This window comes from Nocardia brevicatena NBRC 12119, from assembly GCF_000308495.1.
Lineage (GTDB): Bacteria > Actinomycetota > Actinomycetes > Mycobacteriales > Mycobacteriaceae > Nocardia > Nocardia brevicatena.
In genome coordinates, this window is the sequence record NZ_BAFU01000019.1 from 15,584 (window position 1) to 29,810 (window position 14,227).

The 14,227-nt window shown below is 69.5% G+C and carries 5 protein-coding genes; 4 read left to right on the forward strand and 1 reads right to left on the reverse strand.

What is annotated here, in order from left to right; all coding sequences use genetic code 11:
- Positions 1 to 219 precede the first annotated feature (219 nt).
- Positions 220 to 1,857 carry a long-chain fatty acid--CoA ligase gene (locus ON20_RS03795; protein WP_040833519.1) on the forward strand — a complete coding sequence of 546 codons (1,638 nt, stop codon included), beginning with the start codon at positions 220 to 222 and terminating at the stop codon, positions 1,855 to 1,857.
- A gap of 65 nt (positions 1,858 to 1,922) precedes the next feature.
- Here ON20_RS03795 and ON20_RS03800 read toward each other — a convergent pair whose 3' ends face one another.
- Positions 1,923 to 2,315, reverse strand: a complete 393-nt coding sequence (locus ON20_RS03800; RefSeq protein ID WP_040833521.1) for an SCO5389 family protein — start codon at positions 2,313 to 2,315, stop codon at positions 1,923 to 1,925.
- Between the two features lie 522 nt (positions 2,316 to 2,837).
- Here ON20_RS03800 and ON20_RS03805 point away from each other — a divergent pair.
- From ON20_RS03805 to ON20_RS38525, 3 genes are all read left to right on the forward strand, one after another.
- Positions 2,838 to 3,683, forward strand: a complete 846-nt coding sequence (locus tag ON20_RS03805) for a M23 family metallopeptidase (protein ID WP_040833523.1) — start codon at positions 2,838 to 2,840, stop codon at positions 3,681 to 3,683.
- Positions 3,684 to 3,752: 69 nt separating this feature from the next.
- The gene (locus ON20_RS03810) at positions 3,753 to 4,517 is read left to right on the forward strand and encodes a helix-turn-helix transcriptional regulator (protein ID WP_083864599.1); all 765 of its coding nucleotides are present in this window, start codon (positions 3,753 to 3,755) and stop codon (positions 4,515 to 4,517) included.
- 206 nt (positions 4,518 to 4,723) lie between these two features.
- The gene (locus ON20_RS38525; RefSeq protein WP_245547018.1) at positions 4,724 to 14,194 is read left to right on the forward strand and encodes a non-ribosomal peptide synthetase; all 9,471 of its coding nucleotides are present in this window, start codon (positions 4,724 to 4,726) and stop codon (positions 14,192 to 14,194) included.
- Positions 14,195 to 14,227 lie beyond the last annotated feature (33 nt).

The following is a 14,227-nucleotide window of genomic DNA, read 5'->3' on the forward strand; positions in this document are numbered from 1 at the left end:
GGTCGGTTTCCTTGATTTCCGCTCGGCCGTCCGAATCGGTACCCGTGTTCCGACGTGCCGGTCTCCGTGTTCCGCTCCCGGGTAGACGTCACCGCGGGTAACTACTCTTGGGTAGTCTCTCGGTCTGTGACGTGGGTCATGTCGCACCGGAGGCCTTCGTTCTCCTGGCGGCGGAGCCGCGTCATGGCTGTCCACCCAAGGAGTTAGGGGCGTTTTCCGATGTTGAGCACCATGATGGACGACCAGCTGTCGTTGGCGACGCTGCTGCGTTACGCGTCCACTTTCGTCGGCGATTCCACCGTTTCCACCTGGACCGGCGACGGGATGCGCACCATGACCTATCGCGAGGTCGGCGCGGAATCGGCCCGGCTGGCCAACGCCCTGCGCGAGCTCGGGATCGGAGAAGGCGACCGGGTGGGCACCTTCATGTGGAACAACAACGAACATCTGGTGGCCTATATCGCGGTCCCGGCCATGGGGGCGGTGCTGCACGCGCTGAACATCCGCCTGTTCCCCGACCAGGTGGCCTACGTCGCCAACCACGCCGAGGACCAGGTGGTGATCGTGGACGGCAGCCTGGTGCCGATGTTCGCCCAATACCTGCCGAACCTGAAGACCGTCCGGCACGTCATCGTCGCCAACGGCGACGCCACCACCCTCACCGCGCCCGAGGGCGTGCAGGTGCACTCCTATGCCGAACTGCTGGCCGGCCAACCGGACACCTACGACTTCCCGGTGCTCGACGAGCGTTCCGCCGCCGCCATGTGCTACACCTCCGGCACCACCGGCAACCCGAAGGGTGTCGCCTACTCGCATCGCTCGAACTGGTTGCACGCCATGCAGGCGTGTACGCCGAGCGGTCTGGGCATGCTGCCCACCGACACCATGCTCGCCATCGTGCCGCTCTTCCACGCCAATGCCTGGGGCCTGCCGTACGCGGCCCTGATGTCGGGCGCGAGTCTGATCATGCCGGACCGTTTCCTGCAGCCGGGTCCGCTGCTGGAGATGATGGCCGCGGTCGAGCCCACCTTCGCCGCGGCGGTGCCGACCATCTGGGGCGGTGTGCTGGCCGCCCTCGCGGCGTCCCCGCAGGACATCACACATCTGCGGACGGTGGTGGTGGGCGGTTCGGCCGCGCCGCCGGCGATGATGCGCACCTTCCAGGAAAAGCACGGCGTCCGGGTGGTGCACGCCTGGGGGATGACCGAGACGTCACCGCTGGGCAGTGTCGCGCATCCGCCCGCAGGGGTCAGCGGTGAGGAGGAATGGGCCTACCGGATCACCCAGGGTCGGTTCCCCGCCGGTGTGCAGGCCAGGTTGGTTGCCGACGACGGCAGCGTGGTGCCCAACGACGGTCGGTCGCTGGGCGAAGTGGAGGTGCGTGGTCCCTGGATCACCGGCTCCTACTATTCCCCGGACGGGGCCGAGGTCGATCCGGACAAGTTCGACAACGGCTGGCTGCGCACCGGCGATGTCGGCAAGATCGGCCCCGACGGCTACCTGACCCTGGTGGACCGGGCCAAGGACGTGATCAAGTCGGGCGGTGAATGGATTTCGTCGGTCGATCTGGAGAACGCGATCGTGGGCCACCCGGAGGTGGCCGAGGCGGCGGTGATCGGTATCCCCGACGAGAAGTGGGACGAGCGGCCGCTGGTCGCCATCGTGGCCGCGGAGGGGGCCGAGCCCGAGCCCGAGGAACTGCGCGAGTTCCTCGCCGACAAATTCACGAAATGGCAGCTGCCGGAACACTGGGCCTTCATCCCCGAGGTGCCCAAGACCAGTGTCGGCAAGTTCGACAAGAAGCGGCTGCGCGCCCAGTACGCCGACGGTGAACTGACCGTCATCAGTCTGGTCTGAGTTCGCACCGATATGGTTCGGGCCCGGTGCGAAGCAACGTACCGGGCCCGAAATCGTCTGCGCTTCTAGCAGTTACGCAGTTCCGGGCTCTGGTTGAGCAGTTGGGCCCGGGTGCTGATGAAGGTGGTGTAGGTTTCGCCACCGACCGCGGAGAGCGGGAAGGCGGCCACCCTATGGCAGTTCTGGAAGGCCAGTTTCACACCGAAATGCCGTTCCAGGCCGCCGCGGATGGCGTCGGAGGCCATGGCGCGCAGCAGCTGTCCGCGCGCGGTCTCGTCCGGCGGGGGTACCACGTTATCGGTGAATTCGGCGTTGCCGGACTTCAGTTCACCGGCGACCCGGCTGACCACTTCCCAGGCATAGGGCAGCGAGTTCCGGACGCATTCGACGAACTCGGCATCGGTGACTTCACCACGTTCGGCGCGTTCCAGTAAGGCGGTGGGGACATCTAGGGACATTGCGCTCTCCTCGATCGGCTCGGGCGCGAGTGACTGCGGATACCCGCGGCGTAGGTGCCGGGACCGAGTCTAAACGAAATTGGTTGTCATCATCGATGGTTTCGACGCGAAAGTTGTCCCGCTGACCGGCTTTTCGTCACGCAGGGGTTCAGGCGGGAGTGCGGGCCCCTGATCGGGGGGTGGGCCGGCGGGGTTCGGGACCTTCGGGCGCCCGGTTCGGCGCGCCGGTCGGTCGAAGGTGATCGGAGGCCGGTATGACGGAAAGATCACGACCTAGGACCTGGAAAGTAACGATGGATTGAAGGCGCGACCTGCAGATAACCGAAATTTCCGTCCTAAACATTGCGGAATGATCACGACGAGGTAGAGTTGCCGTCACAACGGATGCCGAAACGTTATTTTCGGCCCGGGCGGCTCCCCGGAGCCGGCCGAACCGGAACGGCGTCCGCGACCAGAGTTCGAACGGAACGCAAGGACTAACCCGTGGCGCACCATCGAGTAGGCCCCAGCTCCATAACCGTCATGAGCCTGATCGGCGACGAAGTCAGGGTTCGTCCCACCCGGCACCGGGCCGAGGTGTCGGCGGCCGAGCGGGTCAAGGCCGCCGCCGGTGCCGCGGTCGCCGCGGGTGCGCTCATCGGTACCGCGGCGCAGGTCGCCCCGGCCATCGCCTACGGGACCCCGCTGCTCCCGGATCCGCAGGACGCCGACAAGGTCGTCGAGGCCGAGCCCGTGTCCACCGCCGAGATCCAGGCCGTCGAGGCGCGGGTCGCCGAGGCGCAGGCCGCCCAGGCCGCGCCCGCTCCGGCGCCGCAGGCCCCGGTTACCGCGGTGGCCGCCGAGATCGCCGAGAGGCCGGCCAACCCGGCGCCGTTCGGGCTGCAGAACCTCCCGCCGGAGGTCGCCGCACCACTGGCCCACGCTGAACGGACCATCAATCAGATCCAACAGCAGATCGCTCCCGCGTCCACGGTGCGCCCGGTGGCCGGGGCCATCAGCTCCGGCTACGGCAGCCGCTGGGGTGCCATGCACTACGGACTGGATTTCGCCGATTCGCTCGGTGCGCCGATCCATGCGGTCAGCAGCGGAACCGTGATCGAGGCCGGACCCGCCTCCGGTTTCGGACTCTGGGTGCGGGTCCAGCACGATGACGGAACCCAGGCCGTCTACGGGCACGTCAACGAGATGTTCGTCCAGGACGGTCAGCGAGTGAACGCCGGTGATGTCATCGCCACCGTCGGCAATCGAGGCCAGTCCACCGGTCCGCATCTGCATCTCGAGATCTGGGACCAGGGGGGCAACAAGATCGATCCCCGGCCCTGGCTGGCGGCCAGGGGTGTACCCCTGGAATGGGGGCCGTCGTACTGATTCTCGTGGGGCACTGGAGACGTCGCCGCCGAAGGGGTTTCGGTGGCCGGTAGATCAGGGGTTCGGGATATGACCGAGGCTGTGGAGCTCGTCGCCGAGCCGCGCAGACAGCAAATCGCCGCCGTCCACGCCGCGGTGTCCCGGTTCGGTGGGACGCTTCGCCCGGTGGGACGGTCGCCCTATGACGGTGAGGTGGTGCCGGTGTTCAACCGGGCCGAGATCCTGGCCGGTTTCGAGGAGTTGCACCGCACGGCTCGCGACACCGTCAAACTGGTCGAGCGCGGTCCGCACCTGGGCGATATCGGTCGGGAGCACCGGATATCCGAGCTGAAGCAGTCCCGGATGGCCGAGGGGGTGCGATACCAGATCCTCTACCAGGACACCATCTACCAGGATCCCGAACGCCTCGGCTGCGCGCTGGCGACCAACACCCGGGGCGCGCAGGCACGCACCCTGCCCGACCCGCCGTTCAAGTTCATCGTCGCCGACAACGAGCGGGCCGCCCTGGTCCTGCACACCGACGACCGCCGCCCGGATCCGATGGGCCTGCGCATCGCCTGTTCGCCACTGCTCGACCTGCTGGTCCACACCTTCGACGTGCTGTGGACCATGGCCGCGCCGATCTCGGTCGATCCCACCGTGGGCGGACTCGACGATCGTGACCGCGCCATCCTCACCTTGATGAGCATGGGTGCCACCGACGATACGATTGCCCGCCGCCTGGGCATGTCGCGGCGCACCGTGGTCCGGCGGACCGCTCGGCTGCTGGAACGCCTCGGCGCGAGCACCCGCTTCCAGGCGGGTGTACAGGCGGTCCGGCGCGGCTGGCTGTGACCTGCTTCACCCGCCTCTCCAGAGGTGCAACACCCGGCGATTACCCCTCGATATAGCGCCGGAGACCTGCGGCGGCAACCGCCGCGGCAATGGCCGGGTTGCGGCCGATCGTATGATGGCTCAGGCCGCGCCTGCCCCGGTGGATATGCCCAGGTTATGTGGGCATGGCCGGGTCCGGACTCGACGCGAGAGGTGAATGCACTCGAATGGAAACTGCCCGTCGCTCCGCTCGTGGCAGCCGTCGGCGCCGCTCGGGCAGCCCACTCTTCGGACAGCTGCTCACCGCGGCGGTGGAATCCGCCGCCGCCGAAGTGGCCATTCGGTACAATCCCACGGGCGAACCCGCCGACCAGCGTGAGCTCACCTATCAGCAGCTCGACGAGGCGTCCTCACAGCTCGCACGGGAACTGATCGAACGCGGCGTCGGTCCCGGCGAGGTGGTGGCCATCGGGATCGCGCGCAGCCTGGAATCGGTGCTGGCCGTCTGGGCGATCGCCAAAACGGGCGCGGCGTACGTGCCGGTCGACCCCGGCTATCCCCTCGAACGCATCGACCACATGGTCACCGACTCCGGGGCGGTCCTCGGCCTGACCACCGTGGCGCACCGTTCGTCGCTCGGCTCCGCGACCACCTGGCTGGAACTGGACGATCCGATACACGCCGAGCGGATCGCGCGGCATCCCCGCCACCCCATCTCCTATACCGACCGGGTGCGCCCGCTCTACGAGCGGCATCCCGCCTACGTCATCTACACCTCCGGGTCCACCGGTAAGCCCAAGGGCGTCGTCGTCGGCCACAGCGGCCTGGCCACGGTGGTCGCCGCGGCCAACGAACACTACGGCGTGACCAGCGACTCCCGGGTCCTGCACGTGTGCTCGCCCAATTTCGACGTCTCGATCCTGGAGCTGCTGCTCGCGTTCACCTCCGGCGCGACACTGGTGATCGCCCCGCCCACCGTGTTCGGCGGGTACGAGGTCGCCGAACTGCTGGCCGCCGAGCAGGTGACACATATGCTCATCACCCCCGGCGCGCTGGAATCGGTGGATCCGAGCGGTCTGGACGACCTGGAAACCGTGGTGGTGCTCGGGGACAAATTCGGACCCGAGCTGCTGGGCCGCTGGGCCGGTGAGCACGCCTTCATCAACTCCTACGGCCCCACCGAGGCCACGATCATCGCCACCAGTACCGGCCCCCTGGAGCCGGGGGAACAGATCACCATCGGGTCCGCGCTGTCGGGTTTCGGGGTGTTCGTGCTGGACGCGCGACTGCGCCCGGTGCCCACGGGCGTGGTGGGCGAGCTGTATCTCTCGGGCCCCGCGCTCGCGCTCGGCTATCTCAACCGGCCCGGCCTGACCGCCGAACGGTTCGTCGCGAGCCCGTTCGGCGCCGATACCGGCAATCCGGGCGCGCGGCTGTACCGCACCGGCGACCTGGTGCGTCGCGTCGACACCGCCGCCGGTGAGGCCTTCGAATATCTGGGCCGCTCCGATTTCCAGGTGAAGGTGCGCGGTTTCCGGATCGAACTCGGCGAAATCGACAACGCGCTCACCGCGCATCCCGATATCGACTACGCCGTCACCATGGGTACCGAACTGTCCTCGGGGGCGACCGCGCTGGTGTCCTATATTCTGCCGCACCCGGGTCGCAGTGTGGACACCGACGCACTGCCCGCCTTCCTCGGCAACTCGCTGCCCGCCCATATGATCCCGGCCGCGATCATGGTGTTGGACGAGATTCCGCTGACCCCGGTCGGCAAACTCGACCGCGCCGCGCTGCCCGCGCCGGTGTTCGCGTCCACGACCTCGTCGCGGGCGCCCTCGGGTCCGGTGGAGACCCGGCTGGCCGAATTGTTCGCCGAGGTGCTGCGTGTGGAGCAGGTCGGCGTGGACGACTCCTTCTTCGCGATCGGCGGCGACAGCATCCTGTCGATCCAGCTGGTCTCCCGGGCGCGCAACGCCGGCATTCTGTTCACCCCGCAGGACGTATTCGAGCGACGCACCGTCGCCGCGCTCGCCGAGGCCGCGGTCGTCGGGGACGCGACGCCGGTGGAGGTGCTCGCGGAACTGCCCGGCGGCGGTATCGGTGACGTTCCGCCGACCCCGATCCTGGCCCAGTACCTCGCCGACGGGGTGTACGGGCGTTTCTCCCAGAACATGGTGCTGGCCCTGCCGGACGGGATCGGCCGAGCGGCGCTGGTCGAAACCCTCGATGCCGTCCTGTCCCACCACGATATGCTGCGCGCCCGCCTGGTCCGGGACGGAAACGGATACCGGTTCGAGGTGGGTGTCCCCGGCTCGGTGGCCGCGGACACGCTGATCGCCGAGGTCGAGGCGCCCCTGGGTACCACCGACGAGGAGCTCACCGCACTCGCGGGCACCGCCATGAATTCCGCGGTGGCGCGACTGGACCCGCTCGCCGGTCGAATGGTGGCCGGGACCTGGCTGCGCCGGACCGACGCCGCTGACGCGCTACTTCTCGCGGTGCACCATTATGTGATCGACGGCGTGTCCTGGCGCATTCTGATCGGTGATCTGGTGCTGGCGTGGGCACAGCTGTCGCACGGGCAGCGTCCCGCGCTGCCGGCCGTGGGGACTTCGTTCCGGCGGTGGGCGCACGGTATCCGCGACGCGGCGGCCGATCCGGCGCGCCGCGATGAGATCGATTACTGGCGGCGGGTCCTGTCGTCCCCGGATCCGGCCCTGGGCGCCCGCGCCCTCGACCCGCGGGTGGACACCTACGCGACCGTGCGGCGGTTCGGCATCGAGATCCCCGCCGATATCACCGAGGTGCTGCTGACCCGAGTGCCCGCCCTGTACCGGTCCGGGGTCAATGACGGTCTGCTGGCCTCGCTGGCCCTGGCCGTGCGGACCTGGCGGGCGCGGCGCGGGATCGACGCACCGGTCACCCGGGTGCGGCTGGAAGGCCACGGACGCGAGGAAAGCGCCGTCCCCGGCGCCGATATCACCCGCACAGTCGGCTGGTTCACCAGTGCCTACCCGGTCGCGTTGGACCTGACCGGCATCGACACCGAGGCGGCGCTGTACGACGCGGCCGCGATCGCGGAGCTGCTGCGCTCGGTGAAGGAGCAGTTGCTCGCCCTTCCCGGCCGGGGTATCGGATTCGGTCTGCTCCGCTACCTCGACGCCGATACGGCCGCCGAACTCCTCGGTCCGTCGGCGCAGATCGGTTTCAACTACCTCGGCCGGATCTCGGCGGGTGAACTGCCGGAAGGCATCGACGGTTCGGCCTGGCTGCCGACCGGCGCGCTCGGCGAGTTCGACATCGCTCCCGATCCGGCCATGCCGGCCGGTATGGCGATCGATATCAACGCGATCGTCGCCGACGGCCCGGACGGGGCCCGGATGGCGGTGTCGTTCCAGTACGCGGCCGGTGTACTGGACGAGCCGGCCGTGCGGGAACTGGCCGACGACTGGATGGCCGCGCTCACCGCGGTGGCCCGGCATGTGGACGATCCGGCCGCCGGCGGGCTCACTCCCTCGGATGTCCCGCTGGTGCGGGTCGGCCGGCATGAGCTCGACACCTGGCGGACCGGTTATCCGGGATCGACGGATGTGCTGCCGCTGCCGCCGCTGGGTGCCGGACTGTTCTTCCACACGCAACTCACCCAGGGTGCGCCGGATGATTACGTGATGCTGCTGGCGCTCGAACTCGCCGGCACCGTCGATCTGGACCGCCTACATCGTGCGGCACAGGCCTTGGTCGAACGGCATATCGCCCTGCGGACCGCCTTCGTGACCACCGCGGACGGCATACCGGTGCAGCTGGTTCTGGACGGCGCCGAAATACCGTGGCGGGTCGTCACCGATATCCCCGATGTGGAGGTGCCGACCCGGCTCACCCAGGAGCGGCTCACCCGGTTCGATCCGGCGGTGGCACCGCTGTTGCGGATCACCGTGTACCGCACGGTGTCCGGACGCATCCATTTCGCGCTGGCCGCGCATCACCTGCTGTTCGACGGCTGGTCGCTGCCGTTGCTGATGAAGGATCTGCTGATCCTGTACGCCACCGGCGGGGACGCGTCGCCGCTGCCGCCTGCGCCCTCGTACCGTGACTACCTGGTCTGGCTGTCGCGCCGGAACGTCGACGCCTCACTGGCCCGGTGGGGCGAGGTGCTGGCCGGGGCCCGACCCACCGAACTCGCCGCCGTCCTGGACCGGCCAGAACAGGCGGTGCGGCCGGAGGACGGTATCGGTGAGCTCGAGTTCACCCTCACCGACACCGAGACCGCGGCGTTGACCGCGTTCGCGGCCGAATCCGAGGTCACCGTCAATACGGTGGTGCAGGCGATCTGGGCGCTGCTGTTGGCGAGCCTCACCGGACGCGACGATATCGTCTTCGGTGCCGTTGTCTCCGGGCGTCCGCCGCAGTTGACCCGCGTGGACGAAATGGTCGGCCTGTTCACCAACACCATCCCGGTGCGGGTGCGGCTCGACCCGAACCAGACCGTGGGCGAGCTGCTCGAGCGGATCCAGGCCGAGCAGGCCGGACTGCTGGAGCACCACTATCTCGGGCTCGCCGATATCCAGAGCGCTGCGGGCGGCGCCGGCCTGTTCGACACGCTGGTGGCCTACGAGTCCTATCCGATCGACGCCGACGGACTCCAGCAGGCCGGCGGTTCCATCGACGGCCTGGAGGTCGTGGACGTGTCGTCCATGACCTACACCCACTATCCGGTGACTGTGGTGGTAGAGCCCGGCATCCGGCTGCGGTGCCGGGTGTGGTACCGGCGTGACACGGTCACCGAGCCGGCGGCGCGGGCGCTCACCGAACTGCTGCGTACGGTCATCGACCGGTTCATCGCGGTGCCTCCGCAGATGGGCGCGGCGGCGCCGGTGGACTGGTGGCGGGTGCCCGGCGTGCTCGTCGAGCAGGGAGAGCTGCCCGCCGACCGGCCGCGTCCGGCGCTGCCGTCGCGGCGCAGGGCGCAGGTTCACCGCGATATCCCCGCCGAGGTACACGCCGCGCTGGCGGAGATCGCGCGGCAACGGGAAACGACGCTGTTCTCGGTGGTGCACGCCGCTTTGGCGCTACTGCTGGCCCGACTGTCCGGGAGCCGGGATATCGCCGTCGGCGCGTTCGCTCCCGACAATGCCGCAGCCGGCCCCGCGGTATTGCGCACCCCGGTCGAACCGGGCGCGACCTTCGACACCTTGCTCGCCGCTGCCCGCCGCACCACCGCCGAGGCGTTCGGCGGGGCGGATCGGTCCTCCACCCACCTCGCGACCATGCTCGACACGGTGCGCGCCGCCGCCGGGCATTCGTCGTTCCGGGTCGTGCTCACCGCCGGTGACGTCACGTCGTCCACGGTCGAGCATCTGACGGCCGAGCTGGATCTGCGGGTGCACCTCGCCGACCGGACCGACGGCCAGGGCGGTCCGGCCCTCTCGTTCGTCTATGCCGAGGATCTGTTCGACGCGTCGACCGTGCGGGATCACGCCGACCGGCTGACACGCATCCTGCACGCCGTGGCCGCCGACGTCACGGCGGTTGTCGGCGATATCGATCTGCTCGCACCCGGGGAACGCGAACTGGTGCTGCGGGAATGGAACAGCGCCGGCGTCGATGTGCCCGAGGTGACGCTGGTCGACCTCATCCGGACCCAGGCGCGGCGACAGCCCGACACGGCGGCCATTCGCTTCGGCGACACCTCGCTCACGTTCACGGAGCTGATGGGTCGGGCCAACCGGGTCGCGCGGGCGCTGATCGCACAGGGCGCGGGACCGGAAACCCTGGTGGCCGTGGCGGTTCCGCGTACCGAGGAACTGCCGGTCGCGCTGCTCGGCGTCCTGATCTCCGGGGCCGGGTACCTGCCGATCGACACCTCCTATCCGGCGCAGCGGCTGAGATTCGTGCTCGCCGACGCCGCTCCGGCGGCCGTGCTCACCACCGCCGGCGAACGGGACGCGGTACCCGTCGGGGAACTGCCGGTGGTGTTGCTCGAGGACACCGAGACCTTCTCCGACGCACCGGTTTCCGACTCCGATCGGCTCGCCCGCCTGCGCCCGGACAATCTCGCCTACGTCATCTACACCTCCGGTTCCACCGGTCTGCCCAAGGGCGTGGGGGTCGCGCACCGCAATGTGGTGGAGCTGTTCGCGAATACGCAACTGCTGTTCGAATTCGACGAGACCGACGTGTGGACGCTGTTCCACTCGTTCGCGTTCGACTTCTCCGTCTGGGAGCTGTGGTGCGCGTTGGCCAACGGCGGCACGGTGGTCGTGGTCGACTATCTGACCTCCCGGTCGCCGGAGCAGTTCCGGGAGCTGCTGGTCCGGGAGCGGGTGACGGTGCTCAACCAGACTCCGTCGGCGTTCTACCAGCTCGCCGAGGCCGACCGGGTCGCGCACGCGAACGCCGGTCCCGGGGAGCCGGAGCGGTTCTCACTGCGGTATGTGGTGTTCGGTGGCGAAGCGCTGGACCTGCGCCGGTTGCGGGACTGGTACAGCAGGCACGGGGGTCCGGGCGGCACCGATTCGGACGCGCCGTGGCTGGTGAACATGTACGGCATCACCGAGACCACGGTGCACGTGTCGTTCCTGTCGCTGGACGAGCAGACGGTGGACAACTCGGCCAGTGTCATCGGCCGGGCCCTGCCCGGACTGGACGCCTACGTCCTGGACGACCGGCTGCATCCGGCGCCGGTCGGCGTGGCCGGGGAGATCTACATCGCGGGCGCCCAACTCACCCGCGGCTATCTGGGCCGTCCCGGTCTGGCGGCGTCCCGGTTCGTGGCGAACCCGTTCGGCCCGCCCGGGTCGCGGATGTATCGGTCCGGTGATATCGGCCGCTGGGCGGGTTTCGCGGGTCGCGCCAATCTGGAATACGCGGGCCGTGGCGACCAGCAGGTCCAGCTGCGCGGTTTCCGGATCGAACTCGGCGAGATCGAGGCGGCGCTGCTGCGCTGCCCGGGAGTGGGCCAGGCGGTGGCGCTGGTGCGCACCGACGGGCCCGCGGGCGACCGGCTCATCGGTTATGTGGTCTCGGCCGCCGAGCAGGCGGTACACGTCGAGCCCGCGGCGGTGCGCGCGCAGGTCGCCGAATTCCTCACCGACTACATGGTTCCCGACGCGATCGTGGCGCTCGACGCGTTGCCGCTGACCCCGAACGGGAAACTCGACCGCAGGGCACTGCCCGAACCCCGGGTCACCGGCGGCGCCCTGTACCGGGCGCCCACCAACCCGGTGGAGAAGGCGGTCGCGGGGGTGTTCGCGGATCTGCTCGGCACCGACCAGGTCGGCCTGGACGACGACTTCTTCGCCCTCGGCGGCAATTCGCTGCTGGCCACCCGGGCGGTGGCCCGGATCAACGAGGCCCTGGCGGCGGATGTCGCGGTTCGGGAGCTGTTCGAGGCGCCGACCGTCGCCGATCTGGCCGCCCGGGTGACCCCGGGTGTCGGCACGGTGGTGGACCGGCCCGCCCTGACCCGGGTGGAGCGTCCCGAGCGGGTTCCGCTGTCGTTGGCCCAGCAGCGGATGTGGCTGCTCAACCAGTTCGACACGAGCTCCCCGGCATACAACATCCCACTGGCCATCCGGCTCGACGGCGACCTGGACGTATCCGCGCTGCGCCACGCCGTCTTCGATGTGCTGGAACGGCACGAATCGCTGCGCACCCGGTACCCGGCGGGGCCGGACGGCACTCCATACCAGCAGGTCCTGCCGGTCACCGAGGTGCACAGCGGCGGGTTGGAAACCGACACCACCACCGACCCGTTCGGTCGGGTCACCGAACTGCTCACCACCGGGTTCGATGTCACCGCCCAGGTGCCGGTGCGCTCCCTGCTGTTGAACACCGGACCGGACGAGTATCTGCTGGCGCTGGTCGTGCACCATATCGCCGCGGACGGCGCGTCCATGGCACCGCTGGCCCGCGATCTGATGACCGCCTATCTGGCGCGGCTGAGCGGTAATTCGCCGCGCTGGTCGCCGCTGCAGGTGCAGTACGCGGACTACGCGATCTGGCAGCGCGAGGTCATCGGCACCGACGACGAGGACGACTCGATCGCCGCGCGGCAGTTGGCGTACTGGCGCACCCAGCTCGCCGGCCTGTCCGGGGAGCTGGAACTGCCGGCGGACCGGCCGCGCCCCGCCGTGCCGTCCATGCGCGGCGCCGCCACCGGATTCGTGGTGGCGGCCGAGACCCACCGGGCGCTGGACCGGCTCGCGCGCGAACACGGCGCCACGCTGTTCATGGTGATGCACGCCGCCGTCGCGGTGCTGCTGGCCCGGTTGACCGGCGAATCCGATATCGCGGTGGGCACGCCCATCGCGGGTCGCGGGGAACGGGCCCTGGACGATCTGGTCGGCATGTTCGTCAACACCCTGGCGCTGCGGACCCGGGTGGAATCCACGCTGACCTTCGCCGAACTGCTCGACCGCGCGAAGGAAACGGATCTGTCGGCCTTCGCCAATGCCGATATCCCGTTCGAACGGGTGGCCGAGGTGGTGGCACCGGGCCGGGCGACCGCGCACAACCCGCTGTTCGGCGTGGTGCTGTCGTTCCAGAACAACGAACAGGCCACCTTGGAACTGCCGGGTCTGCGGGTGACCATGCTGGACGAGGGCGCGATCGCCGCCAAGTTCGATCTGCAGGTCAATGTGGATCCGCGGCGCGACGCCCACGGTGTCCCCGCCGAACTGATCACCGTACTCGGCTATGCCACCGATTTGTTCGACGAGGCCACGGTGCAGGCGTTCGGGCGCCGGCTGGAACGTATCCTTGCCGCGGTCGCGGGGCATCCGCAGGTGCGGGTCGGGGATATCGATATCCTCGACGCCGCCGAGCGGGAGCGGATGAGCGTCGGTGTCGAACAGGTGGTGCCGGCGGCCACCGCGGGGACCGCGCTGGCGCAGGCCTTGGGCGCGGCCGTCGAGGAGGACCCGGAAGGCCCCGCCGTGGTGTGGGGCGAGGAGGCGGTCACCTATCAGGATCTGGATGCCCGCTCGTCGCAGTTGGCGCGGGTGCTCATCGGCCGCGGATGTGGCCCCGGCACCGGTGTCGTGGTCGGGCTCGAGCGCGGGGTTGCCACCGTGATCGCCACCTGGGCGGTGCTCAAGGCCGGCGCGGCCGTCGTACCGGTGGACGCCCTGGACACCGCGGTGGGAACCGGTCTGACGGTCAAGGCCGGACTCGCCGTGGGCGGGGCGCCGGCCGTGCCCGAGGTGGATTGGCTGGTGCTCGACGAGATGCCGGTCTCGTCGGAGGTCGCCGCGGAATCACCGCGGCCGGTCACCTACGCCCACCGGATCCGGGCCCTGCGCGGTGGCGATATCGCGTTCGTGGGCGGCGACGGCCAGGTGGTCGGCTACGACGAGTTGGCGGCGGTGGTTTCCCGACTGCGCACGGTCACCGGGCTGACCTATGAGTCCCGGACGTTCCGGTACGGACGGGCGGACAGCTTCGCGGCCCTGGTCGAGGTGGTGGCGGCCGGTTCGGCGGGTGCGTCGGTGGTCCTGGTGCCGGAGCCGGACGAGCTCACCGAGTCGCTGGCCGACGAATGGGTCACCCATCTGTGGTCCGACCGGGCCGGGCTCGGCGTGATCGACCCGGCTCCGCTCGAGGACCTGCAGGCACTCGTGCTGGATTCCGACGGTCGTCCCGGCGGCGGGTGGTCACGGATCCCCACCGTGTGCAGTCTGCCCGAACTGCTGGGCTGAGCTGTCGCGGCCGGTCCGCGCCCGAGCTCGATC